The organism is Desulfotruncus arcticus DSM 17038 (assembly GCF_900113335.1).
Lineage (GTDB): Bacteria > Bacillota > Desulfotomaculia > Desulfotomaculales > Desulfallaceae > Desulfotruncus > Desulfotruncus arcticus.
The window spans coordinates 159,534-184,293 of record NZ_FOOX01000004.1; the positions used below are offsets into that span (position 1 = coordinate 159,534).

The 24,760-nt window shown below is 46.3% G+C and carries 26 protein-coding genes; 14 read left to right on the forward strand and 12 right to left on the reverse strand.

All coding sequences use genetic code 11. The features are described from left to right. Nucleotides 1-336: 336 nt before the first annotated feature. The 7 genes from BM056_RS07370 to BM056_RS07400 all read right to left on the reverse strand — a co-directional run bounded on the left by BM056_RS07370 (nt 337) and on the right by BM056_RS07400 (nt 7,864). Complete coding sequence (locus tag BM056_RS07370; RefSeq protein ID WP_092470242.1) at nt 337-1,251, reverse strand: radical SAM protein; 915 nt, start codon at nt 1,249-1,251, stop codon at nt 337-339. Between the two features lie 196 nt (nt 1,252-1,447). Continuing rightward, the gene (locus tag BM056_RS07375) at nt 1,448-3,400 is read right to left on the reverse strand and encodes a methyl-accepting chemotaxis protein (protein WP_092470244.1); all 1,953 of its coding nucleotides are present in this window, start codon (nt 3,398-3,400) and stop codon (nt 1,448-1,450) included. 370 nt (nt 3,401-3,770) lie between these two features. Next, nucleotides 3,771-4,403, reverse strand: a complete 633-nt coding sequence (locus BM056_RS07380) for a response regulator (protein WP_092470246.1) — start codon at nt 4,401-4,403, stop codon at nt 3,771-3,773. Continuing rightward, nucleotides 4,400-5,464 carry a sensor histidine kinase gene (locus BM056_RS07385; RefSeq protein ID WP_092470248.1) on the reverse strand — a complete coding sequence of 355 codons (1,065 nt, stop codon included), beginning with the start codon at nt 5,462-5,464 and terminating at the stop codon, nt 4,400-4,402. The genes BM056_RS07380 and BM056_RS07385 overlap by 4 nt, the downstream gene beginning before the upstream one ends. After that, nucleotides 5,464-6,534: a cell wall-active antibiotics response protein LiaF gene (gene liaF / locus BM056_RS07390; protein ID WP_092470250.1), complete on the reverse strand. Its 1,071-nt coding sequence runs from the start codon at nt 6,532-6,534 to the stop codon at nt 5,464-5,466. The genes BM056_RS07385 and liaF overlap by 1 nt, the downstream gene beginning before the upstream one ends. Before the next feature lie 141 nt (nt 6,535-6,675). Next, nucleotides 6,676-7,395: a PspA/IM30 family protein gene (locus BM056_RS07395; RefSeq protein WP_165613422.1), complete on the reverse strand. Its 720-nt coding sequence runs from the start codon at nt 7,393-7,395 to the stop codon at nt 6,676-6,678. Nucleotides 7,396-7,465: 70 nt separating this feature from the next. Further along, the gene (locus BM056_RS07400) at nt 7,466-7,864 is read right to left on the reverse strand and encodes a LiaF transmembrane domain-containing protein (protein WP_092470254.1); all 399 of its coding nucleotides are present in this window, start codon (nt 7,862-7,864) and stop codon (nt 7,466-7,468) included. A gap of 194 nt (nt 7,865-8,058) precedes the next feature. Here BM056_RS07400 and BM056_RS07405 point away from each other — a divergent pair, with 194 nt between their 5' ends. Next, nucleotides 8,059-8,283: a hypothetical protein gene (locus tag BM056_RS07405; RefSeq protein WP_092470256.1), complete on the forward strand. Its 225-nt coding sequence runs from the start codon at nt 8,059-8,061 to the stop codon at nt 8,281-8,283. Between the two features lie 6 nt (nt 8,284-8,289). On the opposite strand, the gene BM056_RS07410 is transcribed toward BM056_RS07405, so the two are convergent. Then, a complete protein-coding gene (locus tag BM056_RS07410; RefSeq protein ID WP_092470258.1) occupies nt 8,290-9,921 on the reverse strand; it encodes an alkaline phosphatase in 1,632 nt (543 codons plus the stop codon). 233 nt (nt 9,922-10,154) lie between these two features. On the opposite strand from BM056_RS07410, the gene trhA reads away from it, so the two are divergent. From trhA to BM056_RS07425, 3 genes are all read left to right on the forward strand, one after another. Then, nucleotides 10,155-10,805, forward strand: a complete 651-nt coding sequence (trhA, locus tag BM056_RS07415) for a PAQR family membrane homeostasis protein TrhA (RefSeq protein WP_092470260.1) — start codon at nt 10,155-10,157, stop codon at nt 10,803-10,805. Nucleotides 10,806-10,906: 101 nt separating this feature from the next. After that, on the forward strand, nt 10,907-11,611 hold the full coding sequence (locus BM056_RS07420; protein WP_238456349.1) for a M15 family metallopeptidase: 705 nt from the start codon (nt 10,907-10,909) through the stop codon (nt 11,609-11,611). A gap of 79 nt (nt 11,612-11,690) precedes the next feature. Continuing rightward, nucleotides 11,691-12,542: a DUF6544 family protein gene (locus BM056_RS07425; protein WP_092470263.1), complete on the forward strand. Its 852-nt coding sequence runs from the start codon at nt 11,691-11,693 to the stop codon at nt 12,540-12,542. A gap of 978 nt (nt 12,543-13,520) precedes the next feature. Here the strand turns inward: BM056_RS07425 and BM056_RS26135 are convergent. Together BM056_RS26135 and BM056_RS27210 are read right to left on the reverse strand one after the other, a co-directional pair. After that, nucleotides 13,521-13,694 (reverse strand): hypothetical protein, encoded by a 174-nt coding sequence (locus tag BM056_RS26135; RefSeq protein WP_165613423.1) that lies wholly within the window; start codon nt 13,692-13,694, stop codon nt 13,521-13,523. 124 nt (nt 13,695-13,818) lie between these two features. Further along, nucleotides 13,819-13,953 carry a hypothetical protein gene (locus BM056_RS27210; RefSeq protein ID WP_274377529.1) on the reverse strand — a complete coding sequence of 45 codons (135 nt, stop codon included), beginning with the start codon at nt 13,951-13,953 and terminating at the stop codon, nt 13,819-13,821. Between the two features lie 569 nt (nt 13,954-14,522). On the opposite strand from BM056_RS27210, the gene BM056_RS07435 reads away from it, so the two are divergent. From BM056_RS07435 to BM056_RS07445, 3 genes are all read left to right on the forward strand, one after another. After that, nucleotides 14,523-16,073 carry an L-aspartate oxidase gene (locus tag BM056_RS07435; RefSeq protein ID WP_092470267.1) on the forward strand — a complete coding sequence of 517 codons (1,551 nt, stop codon included), beginning with the start codon at nt 14,523-14,525 and terminating at the stop codon, nt 16,071-16,073. Nucleotides 16,074-16,110: 37 nt separating this feature from the next. Beyond that, nucleotides 16,111-16,458 (forward strand): hypothetical protein, encoded by a 348-nt coding sequence (locus tag BM056_RS07440; RefSeq protein WP_092470269.1) that lies wholly within the window; start codon nt 16,111-16,113, stop codon nt 16,456-16,458. Between the two features lie 79 nt (nt 16,459-16,537). Further along, entirely contained in the window at nt 16,538-18,262 is a 1,725-nt protein-coding gene (locus tag BM056_RS07445; RefSeq protein WP_092470271.1) for a sigma-54 interaction domain-containing protein, read from the forward strand. A 14-nt stretch (nt 18,263-18,276) separates the two neighbouring features. Here the strand turns inward: BM056_RS07445 and BM056_RS07450 are convergent, their stop codons facing one another. Then, a complete protein-coding gene (locus BM056_RS07450) occupies nt 18,277-18,498 on the reverse strand; it encodes a hypothetical protein (RefSeq protein WP_092470273.1) in 222 nt (73 codons plus the stop codon). Between the two features lie 330 nt (nt 18,499-18,828). On the opposite strand from BM056_RS07450, the gene BM056_RS07455 reads away from it, so the two are divergent. From BM056_RS07455 to BM056_RS07475, 5 genes are all read left to right on the forward strand, one after another. Further along, nucleotides 18,829-19,908 carry a Glu/Leu/Phe/Val dehydrogenase dimerization domain-containing protein gene (locus tag BM056_RS07455; protein ID WP_092470275.1) on the forward strand — a complete coding sequence of 360 codons (1,080 nt, stop codon included), beginning with the start codon at nt 18,829-18,831 and terminating at the stop codon, nt 19,906-19,908. Further along, entirely contained in the window at nt 19,901-20,125 is a 225-nt protein-coding gene (locus BM056_RS07460; RefSeq protein WP_238456350.1) for a 4Fe-4S binding protein, read from the forward strand. Before BM056_RS07455 ends, BM056_RS07460 begins: the two co-directional genes overlap by 8 nt. Further along, complete coding sequence (locus BM056_RS07465; protein ID WP_207648156.1) at nt 20,122-21,180, forward strand: 3-methyl-2-oxobutanoate dehydrogenase subunit VorB; 1,059 nt, start codon at nt 20,122-20,124, stop codon at nt 21,178-21,180. The genes BM056_RS07460 and BM056_RS07465 overlap by 4 nt, the downstream gene beginning before the upstream one ends. After that, a complete protein-coding gene (locus BM056_RS07470; protein ID WP_092470277.1) occupies nt 21,170-21,907 on the forward strand; it encodes a thiamine pyrophosphate-dependent enzyme in 738 nt (245 codons plus the stop codon). The genes BM056_RS07465 and BM056_RS07470 overlap by 11 nt, the downstream gene beginning before the upstream one ends. Before the next feature lie 139 nt (nt 21,908-22,046). Beyond that, a complete protein-coding gene (locus BM056_RS07475) occupies nt 22,047-22,304 on the forward strand; it encodes an alpha/beta-type small acid-soluble spore protein (protein ID WP_092470279.1) in 258 nt (85 codons plus the stop codon). A gap of 172 nt (nt 22,305-22,476) precedes the next feature. Here BM056_RS07475 and gpr read toward each other — a convergent pair whose 3' ends face one another. After that, nucleotides 22,477-23,427, reverse strand: coding sequence for a GPR endopeptidase (gene gpr / locus BM056_RS07480; RefSeq protein ID WP_238456351.1), 951 nt, complete (start codon nt 23,425-23,427; stop codon nt 22,477-22,479). Between the two features lie 265 nt (nt 23,428-23,692). On the opposite strand from gpr, the gene rsmD reads away from it, so the two are divergent. After that, on the forward strand, nt 23,693-24,268 hold the full coding sequence (rsmD, locus tag BM056_RS07485; RefSeq protein WP_092470281.1) for a 16S rRNA (guanine(966)-N(2))-methyltransferase RsmD: 576 nt from the start codon (nt 23,693-23,695) through the stop codon (nt 24,266-24,268). Continuing rightward, the gene (gene coaD / locus BM056_RS07490; protein ID WP_092470283.1) at nt 24,259-24,741 is read left to right on the forward strand and encodes a pantetheine-phosphate adenylyltransferase; all 483 of its coding nucleotides are present in this window, start codon (nt 24,259-24,261) and stop codon (nt 24,739-24,741) included. The genes rsmD and coaD overlap by 10 nt, the downstream gene beginning before the upstream one ends. Nucleotides 24,742-24,760 lie beyond the last annotated feature (19 nt).

The following is a 24,760-nucleotide window of genomic DNA, read 5'->3' on the forward strand; positions in this document are numbered from 1 at the left end:
ATACTGTTGGTTTGACCTGGTGGATGCATCGAATTAAAATAAGGTGCCGGGTGCTTTCACAAGTTCTGCAAATTAAAAGATTTATATTTGTTTTTTATAAAATTTTACTTGATCATTGTATTGAACTGTGCTAACTTAAAGTCGGCCAGAAAATTCAGCCTTTTTCTTTTTAACGGGGGGTTCGGCCACGCCCGCCGTTAAAAAGAAATTCCGCCGGTGGAAGCTCGCATACTATTCAGCCTATAGAATAATGATCAGTACAATGCTTTTTATTACGCGATGGAAATTTGGCGCCTGGTAAAAGAGCCGGAACAACCAGCAACAAGGCCAGGAGGCTTATGGCCTAATCAAATTTAACCCCAGTGTTTTGGCATAATCAAGTGCTTTTTGGTATTCACCGGGGCTGAGCCTTTGGGCCAATTCCTCATACTTATAGGCCTGGTGAGCAGGAAAGTATTGGCCCATTAGGTTGACCAGGCAGTCCGGTGACAGTTCATCTTTGATGAACTTCAAAATTACTTTAGTGTCATCCAAGCCCCCCGGCATTGCCAGATGCCTGACAATCAGGCCTTGGTAAGCAACACCCTGGTTGTCTGTTTTTAAACCTCCCACCTGGCGGTCCATCTCTTTCAGCGACTTTTTGACAATGGCAGGGTAATCTTTTATACCGGAATACTTTTTTCCCCGTTCAGCCTGGTGATATTTAAAATCCGGCATGTAGATGGCGATTACATCATCCAATAGTTGCAAAGTTTCTATTTTTTCATAACCGCCGCAGTTGTAAACCAAAGGAAGTATTAACCCTTTCTCTGCCGCCAGCAATAACGCTTCTAGAATATTCGGCACAAAATGGGTGGGGGTTACAAGGTTAATGTTGTGGCACTTGTAGAAGTTTTGCAGTTCCAACATAATATCCGCTAGCTGTTCATTGGTGATAAGCTCTCCTTCTCCACCAAAACTAAGCTCGCAATTTTGGCAAAACACGCAGCGCATATTACAGTAGCCAAAAAAAATTGTACCGGAACCGTGTCTGCCAACCAGTGGCGGTTCTTCCCCCATATGCGGGCCATAACTGGAAAGCACTACTTTATCCGTGGCGCGGCAGAAACCAATTTTTTCTTGACGATTCACCCCGCAATTATGCGGGCACAGGTTGCAATTGGTCAGGTGTTTGCGAGCTTGCTCAACTTTGTTCTGTAATATTTTATTGGATAGTATGTTACGATAACGGGGCAAATAATTTGGCTGCATTGCTCTCACCCTTTCTTAAAAACCAAAGGTTATATAAATATTATTCTTCCCTAATTTTTATGGCGGAATGAAAATAGAGCGGATCGGAAGCTATAAAGCCGGGCATAATGCCGGAATTAATAAAAAGCCCCGGCAATACCGAGACTTTTATTTTATTGATTATAGATACAGCATTATCCTATATGGAGTGTCTGGTTTACATACTTTCTTGATTTAAATCATCTTCCGGCAACAGGTTCTTCGAGGTTGCCGCGTCTTCGGGTGGCAAATCGGGAGCGGCATTCTTTTCTTCTTCCGTTATTTTAAATGTCAATACGTGTTTTTGCAATTCCTCGGCGATATTGGCCATTTCCTGGGCGGCGCCGGACACCTGCTGTACGGTGGCGGCAATTTGCTCACTTGCCGCAGTAAGCTGCTGGGTCCCATAGTTGACTTGTTCGGAACCGGTGGCAATATCCTGGATCATTGCCGTATTTTCTTCCACTACATTTTGAATCTGCTCCAATGCAGCGCCGGCGTTATTGGCCACCTGAACTCCTTCATTTACTACATTGATTCCAAGCTCTATGGCTTTTACTGCTTCGCTTACATTTTGTCGGATATCATTAATCAGGGACGTAATTTCCCCGGCGGCGTTGGCGGACTGCTCGGCCAGATGCCGTACTTCTTCAGCCACAACAGCAAACCCCCGGCCGTGCTCCCCGGCCCGGGCGGCTTCAATGGCCGCATTCAAGGCTAATAGGTTGGTTTGGTCTGCTATGCTGGTGATAGTGCTGATAATTTCCCCGATCTGACCGGATTGCTGCCCCAGCCTTTGGATAGCATTGGCCACATTCCGGGAGACATCGGATATGGAGTTGATTTTGTCTATGGTTTCCTGCACAGCCCGGTTACCCGTTACGGCTACTTCCTGCACCCGCCCGGATTTTCGAGCGGCAGTTTGTGCGTTTTCAGTACTTTGACCGGAAGTGGCGGCTACTTCATTAGTAGTACTGGCTACTTCTTCAATGGTAGCGCTCACTTGTTCGCTGCTGGAGGCCAATTCCTGGCTATGTGAAGACAGCTGGTCGGAGCTGTTGCGAATGCTTACCAGCACTGATCTCAGGTTTTCCACCATCGTGTCAAAGGACGCGGCTAAAACACCGAGTTCATCTTTTCTCATGCCAATATTGTTTATTTTAACGGTCAGATCACCCTGTGCTACAGATTCTGCCATACTGCTTAAAGCTTTGATAGGCTTGGATATGTAATTGGCAATGGCAATAGATAGCAGCAGCATAAGCGCAACGGCCGCCAACGTTATATTTATCGCTGATGATTTGGACCTGTCAAGTGGCGCCATAACATCGGCGGTATCAGCAGTTTGGGCAATGGACCAACCTGTTAATTTTATGGGCGCGTAGGCCAGCTCTTTATCCACGCCGTCCACGCTGTATTGGCCGTAACCCGCTTTCCCTGAAACCATATTATTGCCCAGTGCTTTTAAGGTGTCGCTTGTTTCCCAAATTTTGGTGCTATTTACCCATTGCTTTTCCGGGTGCGCAATTATTTTCATGCTGCTACTGACGATAAACCCGTAACCGTTACCCCCGATTTTCATTTTCTCCACGAGGATGTTAAGGTACTTAGTGCTTACGGTGGCTGTAATAACACCAACCAGTTCACCGGAATTATCGGATGCAAAAATAGGGGCGGCCACGGCAATAACTGTTTGCCCGGAGGCCTCATTCAATACGGGGTCGGATATTACAGATTTACCGGTTTGTAAAACCTTCTGAAAATATTCCTGATCCGCAATATTTGTATCCGCCCCGGAAGTGGTGTGGGTATAACCTGAGGTATCCGACACCATAAACATTTCCATACCGCCGGTACCGTTGGCACCCAGCAACGAATAAAATTGTTTTTTCCAATCCATGCTTTGCATGTCCGGTATCTTTGATAAAGTAATCACCTCGTTTTGTATACCCTGCAGCCAGTTGGTAATTACCTCGGCATTATGCATGGCGCCATTATTGGCGGCAGCGACAAGTTGCTCCTTCAAAACCGCAGCCATTTGGTTATAACTGAACCAGCTTATGGACAATAAAATTACCAAAGTAGCCAGTAAAATAATTAATGTCATTTTGGCTTTGATGCTATTAAACATAGTTCTCCCTTCTTGCTGTAAATTTAATGTTAATAACTTTTGGTTTTGCTACAAATTACCTGAGAATTTGGCATATGTCACCCAAAGAGGAAATTATATGTACTTTCTAAACAATATTCTCTTTTTTCTGGCAAATTCCTTTATAATAATTCTAATTTTTATAGGTATGGTGCTGTTAAAAAGTACACCGAAATCAAAATAATATAACAACAATGATACCATCGTTTGCAAAGGGTAATATTAATTCCTTTTCTAATAAAATATATCGGCAGAAAGAGCCGGCACTTAATATTGAATTACAGCAAAGCTGGTATGGAGTGGTTTGGGTTGGGCCCTAACTCAGATCCGTTCAGTATTCACAGCATAAGGACTATTTAACCAGGGAATGGCGGTGGGCATAAATGGCTGCTTGTGTCCGGTCTTCCACCCCAAGCTTATACAGGATATGGCTGACATGCGTTTTAACGGTTTTAATGCCGATGATCAGAGCATCCGCGATTTCCTGATTGTTCTTTCCTTCCCCAATCAGGCGCAGTACATCGAGTTCCCTGTCCGTCAAATCTTCATGCGGCAGTTTCTGGTCTGCTGCGCGCATGCGCTGGATCATTTTTCCGGTCACTTTTGCCTCCAGGATCGATTCTCCTTTGTATGCAGCCCGAATAGCCTCGGCAATCCGGGGTGCCCGGGCTGTCTTCAATATATAACTCATCGCACCCGCTTCAATGACCGGATAAACTGTTTCATCGTCAATAAAACTAGTCAACACAATGATGCGCGCTTCCGGGTTTTCCTTGATAATCCGGCGTGTCGCTTCGATCCCGTCCATACCTTCCATGACAAGATCCATCAATATGACATCGGGACGCAAAGACAAAGCCAACTGAACCCCCTCTTCCCCATCCGAGGCCTCACCGATCACTTCGATTTCCTCATCCGTGGCCAAATAAGCAGCCAGTCCCATACGGACCATTTCGTGATCATCAATCAATAAAACGCGAATCATGTATTACCCTCCTCTTTTATTTGAACGAGCGGCACCTTGACATCGATTTGTGTTCCCTTTTGAGGCAAAGAGAAAATATCCAATACCCCGCCTATTTCATTGACTCGTTCATACATAGTACGCAGTCCGTAAGATGAATGCTTATCTTGCCCGGAGCTGAACCCAATGCCGTCGTCTTGAATTTTCATCCTGATCTGGTTTTGCACAACCGCCAAATTCAACTGTAATGATTTTGCTTTGGCGTGTCTGAGCACATTGGATATGGCCTCTTGAATGATTCTAAAGAGGTGATCTTCAATACCTTTGGCCATTTGAGGCAGCGGTTCAACAGACCATTTGATCAGCAGGTCATGTTTCTGCTCCAATTCCTGCAAAAGGTCTTCAACACCTTCCTTCAATCCTTTTCCTTCAAGATGGGCGGGGCGAAGATGCAGTAGCAAAGCGCGCATTTCGGATTGGGCAATACCAGCCATTTCCTCAATCATGGCCATCTGCCTGGCAGCTTTTTGCGGTTGTTGCTTAATTGTTTTTTGTACCGCTGAAGTCATCATGGATATGGCAAACAACTGTTGGCTGACTGCATCGTGCAGTTCACGTGCGAGTCGCTGCCTTTCTGCTGTCACGGCGGCTTGTTTCAACGTTTCGTTCCATTCCGCTTTTTCCGCTGAAAGGCGCTGCATGGAAGCAATTTGCTCTTCCACTCTGCTGCTCATATTATTTAACCTTTTGCCGACAACCCCGATCTCATCCGTGCCCAAATCGGGCACACGGTATGAAAATTTTCCTCTTTCATAGGCCATTGAGGCTTCTTCCAGCTCATCCAGCCTTCTTTTCATGCGCTTGCCGGCCATGAAGCCCAGCATCGTTCCGAGCAGCATGATGATGAACATCAACACCAACAGCAATGGAATCCCCAACACGTTTTGCAAGACGACTTCCAAGATGTACCGCCCTTCAACGATCCACAATAATAAGAGCAATAATACGGTGTTGATCATACCGAAGCCAATCGTATATCGAATCCATTGCCACTGGATATTGGACAGTTTCATGCGATTCATCAGACATACCTCACATCGACGTCGCCTATCCCGAGCGTTACAACAATATTGACACGCTTGGTCGCTTCATCATAACCGGCAGATTTAGTCTGGGTTCTTCTCGTGAACCCGTCCTGCTTATAATTTAACACATCCAGGGTGCCAATCAGAACACTGGCTTGCACACAAACATCCAGGTCGTATGGAACATATAATTGTACGTCACCTAATCCCGCAAATATTTCAACCGTTGTATCACCGTGCGCAATAATAGCCTGGGACAGATCAATTTTCACATCTCCCAAGCCGTTGTTGATTTTCATATCATGCAACTCAAAGCGATGACGGAGAATAAAATCACCTAATAGGCTGGACACTTCCTGACGGTAAGAATTCCGTTGTTTTCGATACTGTTTCGTGTATTGTTGCCCCTGATAATTGTCTTTATCGTCATATTCCCACTGTTTTTCATGCCGCTCATCTTCTCCGGGATGATCAGCCCGGTAGCTTGCAGAGTTAGGTTCACGATGCGTTCTCTCCCCTGTATGCTGGAAGTGTGTTTCTTCGGAATATCCGTTGGATGCGGAAGAAAAAGCGTTTTTCATTTTATAAATTAATTTTTCGATCTCTTCGTCAATGTCGTCTTCCAGTTTCCAGGTCTTCCTGTGCTTATGATGAGGGCTTTTCTCTTTCCTTTTCTTTTTCCACTTCATTTGTTTCTTCTCCCTAACTGCTTCAACTCCCGCATCCGTGTTTTCCCGGAAATCTTCTTCATACCATTCTGTCCATTGTTTCTCTTCTTCGTCTTTGTTTCCATCCCGGCGCAGCAGTCGAAACCCAATGTAGACCATTAAAACAGCTATGATAACCCCGCCGATATCGATGTTTAAAAAACCATTGAAAAATATGATGGCCCCCAGGGCAACAAGGGAGACACCCCCAACCTTATGGTTGTTACGCCATAAATTCATACCGAAAAAGAATGCGACAAGCGCAACCCCCAAAGCACCTAAATTTAATACGCCGAAAAGAACGATAATGCCGGTGCTTAATATGATCAATCCCGTTAAATTGCGGCCTGATGGTTTCATGTCGGTTTCCTCCAATATGACGAATACAGCCCTGGTCAGCGGCCCCGCTTTTCGAAAAAAATCTCACGCTCTCTCCTCACGTGTTCTTAAAAAAACGTCAAGCGGGTAACAGAATCTTTGCTACCCGCTTACCGGGAAAAATCATGCCTGTGTTTTTTCTTTTTGCAGTACAAAATCGTTTACCCCGGTGATATCGGACTGATCTCGCGCAGCATTTCCGGCTTTTAAGGCAGCCAGCTCCTTTTCCACTTCTTCATCCGGTTCCAGGGCGGCCAGTTGCTGCACGTATGTATCCTGCGGTCCCACCCTGCGTACTTCCGCTTCTGTTTCCCATTCCATAATGCGCTCCTCCATGCGTTTAAACCCTTTCAAGGCACTTTCACTGTCAAATTTGCTCAGGACGGCGTTCATCTGCTTTTTCGTTTTGGCTGCATTGGCCCGGGAAATAAGTTCAATCTTGCGGTCCCGCAGCTGGTAATATTTTTCCTTCATTTCTTTCAACTGCTCTTTTAATTCCAGCACTTTTTGATGTGCTTCAGTACCCATTTCTTCGTACTGTTCCGCTTTTGCCGCATATTGCTTTTTGTCGCGAAGTGCCCGGCGGGCCAATTCTTCTGCTCCCGCTCCCACGGCCAGCGTTGCCTGGCGCATGCGTTTTTCCGCCATGTGCTTGGCATCGTTTTGGTATTCGTTAAACTTCTTTTCAATCATGATTTGCTTGACAACGGCTTCCTGCGCTTTTTCAATTTCATCCTCCAGATCCCTCAAATATTGATTTAACATGGAAACCGGACTTTCCATCGCATCCAGCCCGTCGTGGATCGTTGCCAGGGTAAGGTCTCTGATTCTCTTGAAAACCATCATGATTCCTCCTTTAAAGTATAGCCTTTCAGCTTTAGTTTTGTGTACTTGTATTTTTGATTTGTGCCAATTATATTTTTGCGGATTTCATCAACCGCTCCCATTCCTCATCAAACGGATCGTCCAGCCCACTATCTTCAGTGTGTCTTTTGCTTTCGCTCCTTGTCTTGCATGAGCTTCCTGAATCCTCGTTACCGGTCAACATTTGGTATCCAAAATAAAGCAACACCGCGGCGACAAGCATACTGACGGCCATCGGAATGGAACCGATGAGGAATAGAATACCCAGCCCCAACAAGACAGCACCGGTAAACCTGTGTTCCTGATTCCGCTTTTTCCAACCGTAATAAACCAGCAATATGCCAAGCACAAACGGAATGAGCCCCCCCATCGAAAAGCCCAGAACACCCAGTAAAGCGACGATTCCAAGGACGAGCAAAATCAAACCGAAAAACTTTTTACCAGACATGTTTTAACATCCCTCCTTCAGCGTTATGTACTATGAAAACGTAACATTGTTGCCTGGCTTAACTACATTGTATCCCGAGTGAAAATAAGCTACGACGAGCTACAGTTTGATTTTTGATCCGTCTTGAGTCTGATCTTCCAGTCAGTCCTACAGGGATGTGTGCAGGAGAAGAGTTAAAGAACAGCTGAAAAAGATTGGCGGCATGGAATTTCAAGAAAATTTGGGTGGGAAAGATATGGGACATGCTATTTGACCTCCATTATGGGTATCCGGCAGTGATCTTGCGAAACGGTGTAGCGGGTGGTGAGGTAATTGAGATCCAAAACGTGAATGCAGCCTTACGGATATTAGACAGTTTAGAAGAAAATAGAAAACGCGCGCTCAAAGGATTAATTCAAGCGCGCGTTTATTACGGTTAAATGCCATTATTGAATTAAATTAACGGCAGCTTGTGGTACAAAAGTTCTATTACTACTGTGTACAATTACACCCTCCAATTCAACAGTTTCGCCGTTTATTTTAGCGATATTGGTGTTGACTGGTAATTCCAATGTGGTCTCGCCCTTGGTAACTACCAATACCAAGTTATTATTACCGGTATCTTTCAATTCGGTGGTGGCGCCTATTTGTTCAAAAGCCGCGTCAGCGTCCACGAACAGCTTTTTATTAGCGTTATTTAAATTGAGGCCCATTACTTCTTCCATGTGCTTGGCCACATCAGTGTTCTCAATTACCCCGGTGAGGCGCTCAACCTTATTGGGAGCGTATTCGTAAAGCACCACGTCTTCCCCGGTGTGACCACCCGTAGTCCAGCCTAGGTGGGCGCGCTTGCTGATCATGGGGCCGACAGTGTAATTCAGACTGCCCGCTTCAGCCTGTTTAATAGCCTGGATTTCATCCGCAGTGAGATCATTAATGCCGTAATACTGGGACATAACCTCCACAACATTGCTCCGGTCGCCGTTTAACTTGGACTCCAGGCCTTCCCCGGTTAAAGTTGCTTTCTTTAAGGGGCTGATAAAAGTGCTCAGGGGTTCTTTGTCATAGGTACTGTTAGTGCCGGTATCACCAATGGTTAAGCCGCCATTGCCGTGATCCGTCACTGAGATTACCACGGTGTTTTGATTCTTTTTGGCAAAATCCAGGGATACTTTAACTGCCTGGTCAAACGCTAAAATATCGCTGATAATGCCCACCGGGTCATTGGCGTGAGCTGCCCAGTCCACTTTGCTGCCTTCTACCATCAGGAAGAAGCCGTCTTTATCCCGGGACAAAACTTCAATGGCTTTTTGAGTCATTTGGGCCAGGCCGGGTTGCTCGGCTGGATTGCGGTCCATATCATAAGACAGGGCTTCGGGGGCAAACAGCCCCCAGATCTTATCTGACATGCTTGCTTGCAATTCCTGGGGGGTTGTTACGTAGTCGTAACCTTTATCCTTAATAACTGAGATTAAGTCCGTTTGGTCATCTCTTTTGGTGCCTTCTAAAAAGTCCCAACCGGCTCCCAGCACTACATCAATACCATTGTAAACCTGCTGCTCGCTGAGGTCGTCGTAATTTTTTCTGCTGGGCGAGTGGGAGGTAAAATCAGCCGGCGTGGCGTGCATAATTTCGGATGTGGAGATTATGCCGGTGGCTTTGCCGGATAATTTGGCCGCTTCCAGAATGGTGGCCACGGGTTTGTTTCTGTCTTCATCTTTTATAGGATCCAGACCTGGCATATCAGCCACTTCTGGTAGAGTGGCGACATAGCCGGTGTGGGATTTGTAACCGGTGGCAAAAGCTGATCCGGCGGGAGCGGAGTCAGCAATGGCAGCATCTGACGAATAGGTTTTTACCAGCCCGCAGGCCATTTCATCCATAGCCAGCGGGGTGCCGCCGTTATACCATCTTGCCAGGGTTGTGCCGTCAACGCTCATGCCGTCCGGGATTAGCAGAATAACATTTTGCACTTTGCCGGTTGTTTGGGCAGGGGCTGCGCCTGTCCATAGCAACTGGCTAAAAAGCAGGGAGAAACACAGAAACAGAAGCAAACTCCGGGGAACACGTTTCTTCACAAAAAAACCTCCTTTTATTATAAAAATTCGGGCATTCTCATCATAAATAAGAAATGTTAAGTGAATAAGTAAACTTTAAAGTAAAATTTAACATTTGATTAAAAATTAGTAAGGGTATGGTTAATAATTATTATTTGAACGGGCTTTGGTCTCAATTAAATTTTTAAATTTCATACCAATGGACTATAATAGCTGTAGCTGCATTAACCATTATAAGGAGTGGAGAATTATAAATGAAAAGTTTTCTGGGTATGAAAGAACCCGTCAATACGTTGACCCATTTTATCGCATTTTTAACCGCTATTGCGGGATTGGTGTTGCTGATTATCGCTGCCAGGAATGAACCGGTTAAGCTTCTGGTCATGACGGTTTACGGAACCAGCCTGGTGCTGCTTTACGGAGCCAGTTCCCTGTACCACTGGATTAAAACGTCGCCGCACAAGGAATTGTGCCTTAGAAAAATTGACCATATCGCCATTTACATATTGATTGCGGGTTCTTACACGCCGGTTTTTTTCTACGGCCTGGGCGGAGCCTGGAAGTGGACAATGCTGATAGCCGTTTGGGTACTGGCGTTTATCGGTATTATTCTGAAAATATTTTTCCTGAACGCCCCGCGGGCCGTTTCCACTGCTTTCTATTTATCATTGGGCTGGATAGCCCTGGTGCCCTTTGCCATGCTGGTTAAAACCATACCGCTGGGCGGTATTATCATGATGGTGGCCGGTGGAGTGGTTTACACCGCAGGGGCTCTGATATATGCCACCAAGTGTTTTAATTTTTTCCCCAACCGGTTTGGCTTCCACGAAATCTTTCACCTGTGTATCGTGGCCGGCAGTGTAACCCATTATTTAATGATTTTCTTTTACATTCTGCCGGAGTAATCCCCGGGCCGAGTTAATATAAGATAGTTATCAAGACATAATAAGCATAATCACAGTGTAAAGGGTTTTTGATTATGTTTATGAAACCATCTAAAAGGATTTTGGCGTTTATAGTTTTATTAGTAATTACGGGATTTTTCATTGCAGATTACACTAAGGCTCCGGAGAAGAAAAGGCTTCAACCGGTAGAAGCCAGTATTCCTGATAGATTTGTCTACCTGGATGAAATTATTCCTGATGCCGAGTATGATATCAGGTATGCTGGTGACAACAATTTTGTAGGCAGGCCAATTGATGGTTATCTGGCACCTAAAGCAATCGCAACAGATCAGGTTGCCATGGCGTTGAGGAATGTTCAGGAAGAGCTGAAACAACAGGGGCTGGGTATTAAGGTTTATGACGCTTATCGCCCTCAGCGGGCTGTCGATGATCTTGTGCAGTGGGCCCGGGATGCAAACGATACTAAAATGAAAGCAGAGTATTATCCCAATATTGACAAGAGCGAGCTATTTAATCAAGGTTATCTGGCCTATAAATCAGGACATTCCCGTGGCAGTACCGTCGATGTAAGTATCGTAAACCTGAAAACTAAAAATGAAATTGATATGGGTGGTCAGTTTGACCTGCTTGATCCTATCTCCCAACACGATTCCCCCTTAATCACAGAGGAACAACGCCAAAACCGCAATTTTCTTAGGAGTGTAATGGAAAAACATGGTTTCATAGCCTACTATAAAGAATGGTGGCATTACACTATTAATAATGAACCGTACCCTGGGGAGTATTTTGATTTCCCGATTTTATAAGGAGCGCTCTTTCCCTGGTGCAAGCTATAATTGGAGATTATAAGAAGACAATGTAATTTCGGATCAAGGGGGTTGGCGATTGTCTAAGATTATGCTGGCGTTACTGGTTGTCCTGGTGATTGTAGCATTGCTGATAGCAGTTTCATTAATAGCTGATTTCTTATTTAACCAAAATACAAAAAAAGAGGTTAAAGATTTATTTAGTGACGCGGAGAATAAAGATGACATTATCCAGGAAAAGGATTTGGCGGGATTGCCGGTTTGTGTGCAAAAGTGGTTGGAGAACTCGCAAGTGATCGGTAAAGAAAAAATTAGCACAGCCCGGTTAAAACAAAGAGCTGAGTTGAGGCTAAAAGCGGATCAGCGGTGGATGCCTGCTGATGTGGAGCAATACTTTACCACAGAAAGGCCTGGATTTATCTGGAAAGTGAAGGTGAAAGCCGCACCACTGGTATACTTTGCAGGAAGAGATAAGTATGTTGAAGGCAGCGGGCACATGCTTATCAAACTTTATTCATTAATAACTATTGCTGATGGCAAAGGCAAAGAGATAAACCAGGGTACATTGTTGCGCTATCTCGCTGAATCGGTATGGTTTCCAACTGCGGCGTTAAGCAGCTATATCTCGTGGGAAGAAATTAATGCCAGTTCAGCAAAGGCCACGATGAGTTACGGAGGAACAAGCGCATCTGGAGTATTTACGTTTAATGAAAACGGTGAAGTGGTTAACTTTGCCGCTGAAAGATACGGCGACTTTGATGGAAAGTATCGTTTGGAAACATGGTTGGTCCAGATGAAGGATTATAAAGAGTTTGAAGGTTATAGGATTCCGACCAAAGGGGAAGTTATTTGGAAATTACAATCAGGAAATTTCAGTTGGTATCATTTCGAGATTACGGATATTGAATATAACAAACCGGTTGTTTATTAGCAAGAGGGAGGTGTGGTAGTTTTTGCAATTATGGTAACACTTACCTTGCATTATGCATAATATGATTAAAAAAAATAAGTTGCCGTCGAGCCGTAGGCTATTTATATATTTTGAAGCCATCATTTGTTGATGGTTATTTTTTTGTACTTTAGGCGTATGCCAAATCAAAAGCTGCTAACTATACTGTTAGCAGCCAATAGTGTAAGGGTCTTAAACTTCTTTTTGCTTTTGTAACAGGCAAAAAAGCGTCTTCTTAGGGGCGCTTCTTTATTTTTGCGGTGGTGCAAGAGGAAGGGGGGTTACCGCTCCCTTCCTCTTGCACAATTTCATTTAATTCCAAGATTCCCATTTTACCGGGGACATTTCTCCTCAGGAGGTGTGTCCCCTTTCCTCTTTAGCCCCGATGTTCGGCTTTAGCTGAACGAGTTCATTATTCAAAGGATTATTTGTCGGCGCTGTAAGCTCCGCCGTAACCGAAGAACCCGGTGCCAAATACCAGCAGGATCAGGATAAGAAACAGGATAAAACTTCCGTCAAAAAAAGTTCCACCACCATAACCCATTTTAAAATCCTCCTTTTCAGTTTTATACTGTTATAAGTATGTGACTGCAGAAGAAAGTGTTACAAACCAAAATTTTTACCGCCCTTTATCTTAAATAACGTAACAAATTTATCATCTATATTTTTGCATTTCTATTAACATATGGTATCTCAGATAAATATAATAGTCTATAAAGGAATATTTCGTTTTTTTGACAAGCTGTTTTGGAGGTGATTCGTGTTGGCAAGTTTACAAGCTAACCCCTTTATGTTATTTCTAATCCTTATTTTGCTGATATTAAGTAATCCTCAAACTACAGAAAGTCTGAATAAAGGATTAAAAGCCTTTTTCTCACGATAAGAAGTTGTAGTTGCCTGTGACCCCGCTTTTGAACAAGAGATTCACGTTTATAATGGCGTGGTGGAAAAAATCGGCATTTAGCGGCCGGCCATAGGCCTGCAGACTTTCAATGGGGCCGAAAATGTGGCGCAGTCCCACCAGTCCTGTACACCGGTATCGGTAAAAGCGCCGCCGGGAAATTCCTGGTGCTGCTGCCATTTCCGGGCTGAAAACTTATTTTGCAGCATATCTTCCGGAAAATAATGTAGCAAGAGACCTATGCAATTGTTCACCCGTTGGTATGGATTTTCCCTGACTTACCTTGATTGTGAAGTGGATCAAGTTGAATAGTAAACAAAAGCGCCCCCTACGGAGCGCCTCTGCCGCGAGTATTATTTACTTGCTACATACTCCACCACCATATCCAAAGAACCCCATGCCGAATACCAGCAATATCAGGATCAAGAATAAAATGAAACTACCATCAAAGTTTGTGTAGCCCGGTACAGATACTCCTCCACCGTAACCCATTAATACATGCCTCCTTTTTTAAAGTTTTTGTTTTACCCGGTTTATAATATGAAACCAATACGGGAAGTGTTACCATCTGTAATTAATTTTGTAAACCTTTGTTTTTTCACAATACAAAATATTGGCTTATGCTAACAGGTGTTAAAAGATATAAACCCAAGTTTTGGTTGAGAACTTGGGTTTATAGCTTTTGCACATTATTGTTCCGTAATTCTACTTACTTATCGGCACTGTAACCACCGTATCCAAATCCAAAGAATCCCATTCCGAATACAAGTAGAATCAGAACCAGAAATAAAATAAAACTGCCGTCAAAAAAAGTGCCACCCATGTAGAACCCTCCTTTGTTCATTAATGATATACAATATTCATTGACTGAAAAAAGTGTTACAACTACAGTATCAATTAACATTTCTTCGATGATTAATTTTATAATAATAGCAGCTATGGTTTTTTTACTGTTCCTGACTATAAATTTATGGTAGCGACACTTGTGCTCCCGGTTTTTTGGCCGGATGTTCCCACCTACATCCCGGAGTGCTGATGAATAACTAACAGGAGGTGCATAGATGCAACGTCCTTTTGTCACAATGGAAGAATATACTGATGTGCTGATTATAGGCGGCGGGCTGGCAGGTTTAATGGCCGCGGTGGAAGCGGCCGGTATAGCCCGGAAGGTTACGATGGTTACCAAGGGGAAGGCGGGTAAAAGCGGCAATACAATTATGTCCCGCAATGGGCTGGCTGCCGTTTTGGAAGAAGGCTGCGACGGAGATTCCATAGAGCTGCATGTTAAAGATACGATGAAGGCGGGTCAGTACATCAACAACCCCGACCTGGTCCGGGTTTTTGCCGGCAGTGCTTCAACCGCTATCAACCGGCTGGTGGAATTGGGCGTGCCCTTTTTAATGGAAAATGGCAAGATAATGCGCAAGGGTTCGCCCGGGCATTCGCGCAAGCGGTTTTTAACTGCCGACGGCAGTTCCGTCAAATCTCCCCAAACCCAGGGTCTGGCCCTGACACTGCCCCTGGCCCGGGAGGCTGCCAGGCTGGGGGTTCGCCATGTTGAAGGTGTAATTATTACCGATTTGCTTAAAACAAATGACAGAATAGCAGGCGCGCGGGGATATTCAAAGCAGGGCGATTGCCGGGTATTCAGGGCGGGCACGGTAATACTTGCCTGTGGCGGTGCGGGAAGCTTGTACCCGGTAACGACCAACACTGCGGATGTTACCGGCGACGGTTATGCGCTGGCCCGTTTGGCGGGAGCGCGCCTTACCGGTATGGAATTTGTGCAGTTTCATCCCGCCGTAGCCCTCGGAAAACCAAGAATGGTGATGTCCACGTCACCCTTCTCCGATGGCGCAGTTTTAAAAAACCAATTGGGTGAAAGGTTCATGGCGCGCTATTCTCCTGCTCTGGAAATGGCTACCAGAGACATCATGGCCAGGGCTAATTACCGGGAAATTAAAGAGGGAAGAGGTTCTGCCGCCGGAGGGGTTTGGATGGACTTTAGCCCTATTTCCGACCAGGTGATGCAAAGTAAATACAGTGATCTGCACAGGTATCTGGGGGGCAGGAAGAAAATAGAGGTTGCGCCGGCAATGCATTTTATGATGGGTGGCGTTGAGATAGACGTTAGTTGTCGTACCGGTGTTAAGGGACTTTATGCCGCGGGAGAAGCAGCCGGTGGCCTGCACGGGGCCAACCGTCTGGCTGGCAACGCTCTGACGGAGGCGGCTGTTTTTGGTATGATTGCCGGAAGAGAGGCTGCAGTAGAGGCAATGGCGATACATGCCCCCCCTGTGTTGGCTGCAGAGCAAATTATGCCGGCAAGTGCCGGCGGAAACAGCAGGAACCCAAATGAAATAAGGAAAGAGTTAAGACGGCTTTTGGGCGCAAAAATAGGATTAATACGCAGCGGCGCTGAACTGAAAAGCGCCATAGACCAAATTAGTAACTTAATGGAAGAAAATGCCCACGCCCGAGTCCAAAATTGGCTGGATTTGATTGAATACAGGCACGTTGCATTAATGCTGGAAACAGCTATGGCTATTACCAGGGCCGCCCTGGGTAGAAAAGAAAGCCTGGGGGCTCACTACAGGGTTAATGATTGCTAAACACTATTATATTATAGAAAGGAGAGGGGGACTGGCGTTGAGAAACCGTTGGGAACTTACGGCGATTAAACTTGGAATGTTTTCTTCTGTGTGTTCTATGCTCTTTTGGGTTATATTTATTTTTTTTAATCCAACCCATCGTATTGAAACAGATGTTTTAATTAATACATTTTTAATGCTTTTTGCTCCTGCTTGTTTAGCATTATTTGCCTCAATAAAAAAGAAACCCGCCCTGATGTATCTGGTTTTCATATGGTCGCTGCCAATCAGCCTTTACCTGGCCTTATATCCAAGCATTATATTAAAAATGTTTAGCCTTACAGCTTTTTTATATTTATTGTCAGGCATTATTATGAGTATTAGTGCCAAAAAATCAACAGGGTGACCCGCTAGTTTTGACATTAGTACATATAATACAAAAGAACATTTCTGTTCTAACAGCCACCTGATCGGGGGAGGTTATAATGAGCGAACACCGGAAAAACACTTTAGGCATTGAGATGCTTCTTGATTCTATCCACGAAGGAGTAGTGGCCATTGATAAAACCGGCCGGGTGATAATTTTTAATCAAGCCGCGGGAAAATTGATGGGTATCCCAACCGGCAAAGTTATTGGCCGACTGGTGGAACAAGTAGTGCCCAATACGAGATTGCACCTAATACTTAAAACCGGTCAACCGGAATTAAATCAGCTCCAGCGCATAGGAGAAAATACCATTATGACCAACCGGATGCCTCTTAAAGATGAGCAGGGGGAGTTGGTTGGGGCGATAGCGGTTTTCCGGGACGTCAGCGAAATTAAAAAGTTGGCTGAAGAAGTTACCAACCTGCGTGAAACCAGGGCTATGCTCCAGGCAATTATCAGCGCCACCAGCGATGCGATTTCGGTTGTGGATGAAAGGGGGCTGGGTATATTAATCAACCCCGCCTATACACGTTTGACCGGTCTGCGCGAAAAGGATGTGATTAATCAGCCGGCTTCAGTGGATATTGCCGAAGGGGAAAGTATGCATATGAAAGTGCTGAGTTCCCGCCAGGCGGTAAAGAATGTACCCATGAAGGTAGGTCCCAACCGGCGTGAAGTGCTGGTGGATGTAGCTCCCATTTTATTGGATGATAATATTAAAGGCAGCGTTGCGGTTATTCACGATGTTTCAGAAATACACCGGCTGTCTAAGGAGGTAGACCGGGCCCGGCGGCTGATTCGCAAGCTTGAGTCCAAATATACTTTTGGCGACATTATTGGGGAAAGTAAAAAAATAGATTGGGCCATTAAAGAGGCCAGAAAGGCCGCTCAAACACCGGCAACCGTACTGCTCTGCGGGGAAAGCGGTACCGGTAAGGAATTGTTTGCCCACGCCATTCACCACGCCAGCTCTCGTCGCGGGCAATTTATCAGGGTAAACTGTGCGGCTATTCCGGATTCCCTGCTGGAAAGTGAATTATTCGGTTATGTGGCAGGTGCGTTTACGGGAGCAAAAAAAAACGGTCACCGGGGTTATTTTGCGGAAGCCGACAAGGGGACAATATTTTTAGATGAGATAGGTGAGATTAGCAACAGTGTCCAGGCAAAATTACTCCGGGTTTTACAAGAAAAAGAAATTGTCCGGCTGGGTGATTCCCATCCCCTGCGGGTCGATGTAAGGGTAATTGCCGCCACCAACGCCAACTTGGAGCAAATGGTGCGCCAGGGGCAGTTTAGGGAAGATTTATATTACCGGCTGAATGTCATACCTATTTATATTCCGCCTCTGCGCAGCCGCAGGAAAGACATTCCCTTAATTGCTGATTTTTTATTGCAAAAGCTGAATAGCGACTATGGCAGGAATGTTGCGGGCATTTCTCCTGCTGCCATGAGCTGTTTAATGAAGCATCATTGGCCCGGCAATGTGCGTGAGCTGGAAAACGTTTTAGGACGTGCTTTAATTAATATGCGTCCGGTGGAATTAATAATTGAGCCCATTCATCTTTCTTTGAACTTAAATGCCGGAATGTTGGTGGAGGAATCGGCTTCCGGCGATTTTCCTTATCAAGGGGAAACCTTGGCCCGGTTGATCAACGGCTATGAACGACAGGTGCTGCTGTCGGCGCTGGCACATAATGGGGGCAACAAAACCAGGACAGCCCAACAGCTGGGTATTTCCATACGCAGCCTGTACAATAAACTTAACCAGTATGGTCTATCCTGAAAAAAGTTTTTAAGTTACTTGTATCTGGCGCTCCGGTGGTTCCCTCCATGCGCTGCGCAATTTTCCTTTTTGCTCGTGTAGTTATTTGTGCATAACGCTTGCAACAAGCAGCCCGGCGTAACTTTACGCCCTTTGGGGGTCAAGCTACTGGGATTTGACGGGCTGCTGGCCGCATCCAGTGCTTCGCTTACTCCGGGAACCACCGGATCACCTTGCCTACGGTATCTATTTTCCATCCTCTTTTGGTGCCGTGTCAGCGGTATGGCGGTCTTTATCCTGAAAAAATATATCATGCAAAGAATTGCATGCAAATATTTGCATAAGTATAAATCTGCATACTATTAATTCCTTAAAGCAGCAGTGATTTCGGGTTTTAATTCCGGCATCATTGTTGCTTTTCTTATTATAAAAATTATTGTTACTACTCAGTAATCAGTAGTCAGAATACCACTTGACCGGTTCTCTTATTCTGACTCCTGACTGAATTCTGACTCCTGGCGTTAAGAACGCCCAGATGCTCAATAGTTACAAATACTAATGACAATCTCCAAAGGAGGTTCAACAAATTGAAGATTATAGACCATATGGCTGCAGATGATTATGAGCAGTTGGTAATTTGTCAGGATCGGGAAAGCGGTTTGCGAGCCATAATTGCCATCCATGATACTACATTGGGCCCTGCACTGGGAGGGACGCGTATGTGGCCCTATCAAAGTGAAAAAGAGGCTTTTAGGGATGTGCTGCGCTTATCCCGGGGGATGACCTATAAAAATGCGCTGGCCGGCTTGTCCCTGGGGGGCGGTAAGGCTGTAATTATCGGCGACCCGGCCCGGGGTAAGGGGGAAGGGCTGCTTCGGGCCTACGGGCGTTATCTGGAAGCTTTAAATGGACGTTATATAACAGCTGAGGATGTTGGCACCTGCCAGCGGGATATGGACCTTATCCGGGAGGAAACACGTTATGTGGTAGGGGTTTCCCCTGCTAAAGGCGGCAGTGGCGATCCATCTCCCTTTACTGCCCTGGGGGTGCTGTTTGGCCTGCGCGCAGCCGTTAAAAAAGTATTTGGCAGCGAAGACTTATCCGGGCGGCATGTGGTGGTTCAAGGGGTTGGCAATGTCGGTTACCATCTCTGCCGACTGCTTGCCGGGGCAGGCGCCCGTTTAACTGTTACCGATGTCAATAATAAGGCTTTACAAAGAACCGCTGCCGAATTTAATACGGTAATCGCGCCTCCAGAGGAAATTTTCGGGATAGAATGTGATATTTTTGCCCCCTGCGCTCTGGGAGCGGTGATTAATGACCGGACGATCAACCGGCTGCGGTGCCGTATTGTGGCCGGGTCGGCCAATAATGTTCTGGCTGAAGCCAGGCATGGCGACCTGCTGCATCAAAACGGAATCATGTATATCCCTGATTATGCCATTAATGCCGGCGGGGTAATTAATGTTGCCGATGAATTGGCCGGCTACGATCAACAGCGGGTGGAGAAAAAAGTTGCCGGCATTTATGATACCGTGGAACAAATTCTGCTAATAGCCGACCAGGAAAATATTCCTCCGTACCAGGCGGCGGATAGGCTGGCCGAAGCACGTATTAAAGGTTTCCGGCTGGTGGCGCCCGGCGAGGGGGGGAGTCAGGTTGGTTAAAACAGCAAGTTTAAGCTTGGACCGGGGACGCTGCAAAGGCTGTGGTCTGTGTATGGCGTTTTGCCCCGGGGAGGTATTGGGAATTGAAAAAGATTTAAACGACCTGGGTTATTATCCAATTCAATTAACCAGTCCGGACCGGTGCACCGGCTGCGGGCGCTGTGCCGCCATGTGCCCGGATTTGGTCATTACCGTTACCAGGGAGGAATCGGCATGAAAAAATTAATGAAAGGCAATGAAGCTATCGGGGAGGCAGCGGTGCTGGCCGGCTGCCGGTACTTTTTCGGCTATCCCATTACCCCCCAGACAGAAATACCGGAATACCTGGCCCGCCGGCTGCCTGAAGTGGGAGGTGTTTTTCTGCAGGCTGAAAGCGAAGTGGCGGCTATTAACATGGTGTATGGCGCAGCCGGCGCCGGCGCCCGGGTGCTGACCTCCTCTTCCGGACCGGGAATCAGCCTTAAGCAGGAAGGCATTTCCTATATCGCTGCCGCTGAATTGCCCTGTGTTATAGTAAACATTATGCGGGGTGGCCCCGGGCTGGGAGGTATTCAGCCGTCACAGTCGGATTATTTTCAGGCTACCAGAGGTGGCGGACACGGGGATTACCGGTTAATTGTACTGGCGCCCTGGTCCGTCCAGGAAATGGCGGATTTAACCGTTCTGGCCTTTGACCTGGCGGATCAATACCGCAACCCGGTGCTGATCTTGGGCGACGGCAGCTTGGGGCAGATGATGGAGCCTGTAGAACTGCCGCAGTCGCAGGCAGTGCACTCTCTTAAAGATTGGGCTACCACCGGCTGCCGTAAACGGACCCGCAATGTTATTAATACCCTTTACCTCGACCCTCAGGAGCTGGAAAAACATAATCAGCATTTACAGGAAAAGTATTGCCTTATTGCCCAAAGTGAAACACGTGCTGAACAGTTTTTAATGGAGGATGCCCGAATTGTGGTTGTTGCTTTCGGCCTTAGTGCCCGCATTGCCCGGTCTGCCATCCAGGCTGCCCGTGCTGACGGCATTAAGGCCGGTTTATTTCGCCCGGTTACCCTGTGGCCGTTTCCGTATCACCAGCTGCATACTGCGTCGGCAGGTGCCCGGGCGGTGCTCACTGTGGAAATGAGCGCGGGGCAGATGGTGGAAGATGTACGTTTAGCCTTGGAAGGACGGGTGCCGGCGTATTTTTATGGCAGGTCCGGAGGAATGATCCCCGATTTTCGTGCCGTATTGGCAGAAATACACCGCATAGGGGGTGACGATAATGGCAATTAAGCATAGCCGTCCGGAGGCGCTGACAGACAATAGTTTTCATTATTGCCCCGGTTGCACACATGGTATTATTCACCGGCTGGTTGCAGAGGTTATAGATGAACTAAAGGTGCGTGAAAATACCATAGGGGTTGCCTCTGTGGGGTGCTCCGTGCTGGCGTATAATTATTTCAATGTTGACATCCAGCAGGCGGCGCATGGCCGGGCCCCTGCCGTAGCAACCGGGATAAAAAGGGTGCTGCCGGACCGGGCGGTTTTTACTTACCAGGGGGATGGCGACCTGGCTTCTATTGGCCTGGCAGAGGTGGTGCACGCTGCGGCCAGAGGGGAAAAAATTACTGTTATTTTTGTTAATAACGCCAATTACGGTATGACCGGCGGTCAAATGGCGCCAACAACTCTGGTCGGCCAGGTAACTTCAACCTCCCCCCTGGGCAGGGACGAGAATCAAACCGGTTATCCTGTTAAAATGGTGGAACTGCTCTCCACCCTTGATGGCCCGGCTTATTTAGCCAGAACGTCTGTCCATAATCCCGGCCACGTTGCTAAGACAAAAAAAGCCATTAGGCAGGCCTTTGAAGTTCAGATTGGGGGTCTTGGCTTTGCATTGGTGGAAGTGCTGTCCACTTGTCCAACCAACTGGGGCAAGAAACCCACCGAAGCACTCGACTGGCTGGAAAAAAATTTAATTCCGTATTACCCGTTGGGCGAATTTAAAAAAACTTTTTAAAACCTGCATTGTCCTTACAATGCAGGTTTTTTTTTGAGTTGCTCTTATAGTGCACCAAACAGTGAAAAATGTACCTCACATAAAGAAGATTATAAAGTTAAATAATACTGTCAACAACAGCAAAGGAGGTGAAAACATAATGGCACAAGGACAAAGAACCAACAGAAAAGTTATTCCTGCCGCTTCCGCGGCAATGGATAGCTTTAAGTGGGAAACCGCCAGCGAACTTGGCGTACAGGTCCCGCAGGGCGGTTACATGGGCGACCTGCCATCCAGAGTTAACGGAGCTATCGGTGGCAACATGGTTAAGAAAATGATCGCGGCTTATGAACAAAGTTTGGCTCAGGGCAATAAGCCGCCTACACCACAGGTCACCAACCAGACTACTACTCCTTAATAAGGTAAACAAAGTTCCTGGCAGGTGACTAGTCTAAGCAGGCGTTAAAACAAGGTCACCTGTCAGGAGGCTTTGACAACAAGCGGTTTGAGGCCGCTTGTTTTGTTTTTTTTAGGAAAGGGTACCCACTTCCTCTTGGGGAAAAAATTTGGAGGCGAAGCTATGGCCGCAATTAATGGAGATAATAAGCGTAATCGTCGGGATTGACTTCCGGGTGCAGCGCCATTGATATCCCGCCGGCGATAATATGTGCTGTATCCTCGATCAGCGTGTCAATTTCTTTTGGCGTTACAGTCAGGTTGCCGCCGAAAGGTTCCAGAACGCTTTTAATAGCTTCATTGGTAACTCCGGCTTGGGCATTGGTGTTTTTAAGATACTTTTCTATGGCGTCCTGGGCAATTAACGCAGCCGACGCCACTGTGGGAACACCGATGGCAATAACTTTTACGCCCATGGTTTCCTGATTGATGCCGGCCCTCTTGTTGCCGATCCCGGAACCGGGATTAATTCCGGTATCCGCCAGCTGGATGGTGGTGGCAATACGGTCGACGCTACGGGCTGCCAGGGAGTCAATTGCTATAATTAGCTCCGGCTTTACTCTTCCTGTGACGCCTTGAACAATTTCAGCCGTTTCAATGCCGGTGATGCCCAGAACGCCGGGAGCAATGGCGCTGACCGGCCGCATGCCGCCCTGCAGCGACTGGGGGGCGTAATTAAAAAGGTGCCTGGTTACGAGGCAATTGTCCACCACTCTGGGACCTAGCGCGTCGGGAGTGGCATTCCAGTTGCCAAGTCCCACCACCAGAATATTGGCCTCCATGGGTAAATCAAACATTTTTTTAAGCTGTTCTGCCAATACTTCGGCTACCTGACGGTGCGCATCAGGGTCGTTTTCCCTGATTACCGGAGCTTCTATGGTTATATACTTGCCAACGGGCTTACCCATAATGGCCTGGGCGCTTTCATCTTCGATATAAACAGTTGTAACCGAGGCATGGTCATAAGTTTCTTTATCAACTCTGACACCGGGAACTTCCTGGCCCGTTTCACCCCTTACAATCTCTCTTGCTTCCAGGGCCAGGTCCAGCGAGACGCCCATTGATTTTAAGAATTCTCTGTCCAAAACAAAATCACTCCGTAAAATAGTTTTTTATATATTTACCCAATTTTGTTGTTACTATTCAGGTAGTCAGAATCGCTGCTTGGAATTCTAAGCCAGTAGTCAGAATTCAGGAGGGATTTCTTGTATTTCACTTGAATTATACCCCCAAAATATTCTGACTCCTGATTCCTGACTCCTGACTCCTGAGTGATTTATTGTATAAAAATCGACTTTTTTACAGCTATTATGTTATAATTATTTCGTTTAATGGAAAGGAAGGAAATTATTGCGGGTAATTGCCGGATTAGCCAAAAAAAGGCGTTTGAAATCTCCAGGTAAGCTGCCGGTAAGGCCAACTTCAGATCGGGTTAAGGAAGCGTTATTCAATATCATCGGCAACCTTGTTCCCGAGTGTGATTTTGCTGATCTTTTTGCCGGAACAGGTGGTGTGGGTCTGGAAGCTTTAAGCCGGGGAGCCCGTAAAACCGTCTTTATTGAAAACCATCCTCAGGTAGCGCGTATTCTGAAAGATAATATAGCTTTAACGGGTTTACAGGAGGGATCTGAAATTATCCGGCGGGATATTGCCTCAGCGTTGGAGCATATGCACCGGCGCGGGGATAAATTCGATATTATTTTCGCAGATCCTCCATATCGGCAGGGACTGGCCGAGCTAACATTGAATACATTATGTAGATATCCCGTGCATCATCAGGGCGGCGTGTTGGTGATAGAAACCGGGGCCGGCGAAGCTGTACCGGAAAGGACAGGTTGCTATATTATGACACGGCGTGAGAAATATGGGGATACGGCTCTATTATTCTATAAACACAGTACAGAGGGGGATATGTTTTGCGAATAGCCGTTTACCCGGGTAGCTTTGACCCAGTTACTAACGGGCATTTGGATATTATTGAACGTGCAGCTTTGTTGTTTGACAAGTTAATTGTTGCGGTTTCACGAAACCCGGGCAAACAACCGCTTTTTAGCGTTGATGAACGGTTGGACATGCTCGAAGAGGTTACGCATTCCATAGATAACGTCGTTATTGACGCCTTTTATGGCTTAACGGTAAATTATGCCAAGGAAAACAATGCTCAAGCTATTATCAGGGGTTTAAGGGCGATATCGGACTTTGAAAATGAATTTATGATGGCGCTTACCAATAAAAAATTGCAGACATCGGTGGAAACCGTTTTTCTTATGACCAGGGCGGAGTATTCATTTATTAGCTCCAGTGCGGTTAAAGAGGTAGTTTCCTTCGGCGGTTGCGTCAGGGATCTAGTGCCGCCGTTTGTACAGGATAGGCTTCGGGATAAATTTAAGAACCGATAACGGGCGGGAGGGATCTTGT

What these genes read in the sequence shown, in the direction of transcription:
- liaF (WP_092470250.1), bottom strand. Translation starts at nt 6,534, where the DNA reads ATGAAACCATCAGGCCGCAATTTAACGGGATTGATCATATTAAGCACC.
- BM056_RS07385 (WP_092470248.1), bottom strand. Translation starts at nt 5,464, where the DNA reads ATGAATCGCATGAAACTGTCCAATATCCAGTGGCAATGGATTCGATAT.
- BM056_RS07370 (WP_092470242.1), bottom strand. Translation starts at nt 1,251, where the DNA reads ATGCAGCCAAATTATTTGCCCCGTTATCGTAACATACTATCCAATAAA.
- BM056_RS07475 (WP_092470279.1), top strand. Translation starts at nt 22,047, where the DNA reads ATGGCACAAGGACAAAGAACCAACAGAAAAGTTATTCCTGCCGCTTCC.
- BM056_RS07450 (WP_092470273.1), bottom strand. Translation starts at nt 18,498, where the DNA reads ATGGAAAATAGATACCGTAGGCAAGGTGATCCGGTGGTTCCCGGAGTA.
- BM056_RS07470 (WP_092470277.1), top strand. Translation starts at nt 21,170, where the DNA reads ATGGCAATTAAGCATAGCCGTCCGGAGGCGCTGACAGACAATAGTTTT.
- BM056_RS07435 (WP_092470267.1), top strand. Translation starts at nt 14,523, where the DNA reads ATGCAACGTCCTTTTGTCACAATGGAAGAATATACTGATGTGCTGATT.
- BM056_RS27210 (WP_274377529.1), bottom strand. Translation starts at nt 13,953, where the DNA reads ATGGGTTACGGTGGAGGAGTATCTGTACCGGGCTACACAAACTTTGAT.
- BM056_RS07395 (WP_165613422.1), bottom strand. Translation starts at nt 7,395, where the DNA reads ATGGTTTTCAAGAGAATCAGAGACCTTACCCTGGCAACGATCCACGAC.
- BM056_RS07375 (WP_092470244.1), bottom strand. Translation starts at nt 3,400, where the DNA reads ATGTTTAATAGCATCAAAGCCAAAATGACATTAATTATTTTACTGGCT.
- BM056_RS07400 (WP_092470254.1), bottom strand. Translation starts at nt 7,864, where the DNA reads ATGTCTGGTAAAAAGTTTTTCGGTTTGATTTTGCTCGTCCTTGGAATC.
- trhA (WP_092470260.1), top strand. Translation starts at nt 10,155, where the DNA reads ATGAAAAGTTTTCTGGGTATGAAAGAACCCGTCAATACGTTGACCCAT.
- BM056_RS07380 (WP_092470246.1), bottom strand. Translation starts at nt 4,403, where the DNA reads ATGATTCGCGTTTTATTGATTGATGATCACGAAATGGTCCGTATGGGA.
- BM056_RS07465 (WP_207648156.1), top strand. Translation starts at nt 20,122, where the DNA reads ATGAAAAAATTAATGAAAGGCAATGAAGCTATCGGGGAGGCAGCGGTG.
- BM056_RS07445 (WP_092470271.1), top strand. Translation starts at nt 16,538, where the DNA reads ATGAGCGAACACCGGAAAAACACTTTAGGCATTGAGATGCTTCTTGAT.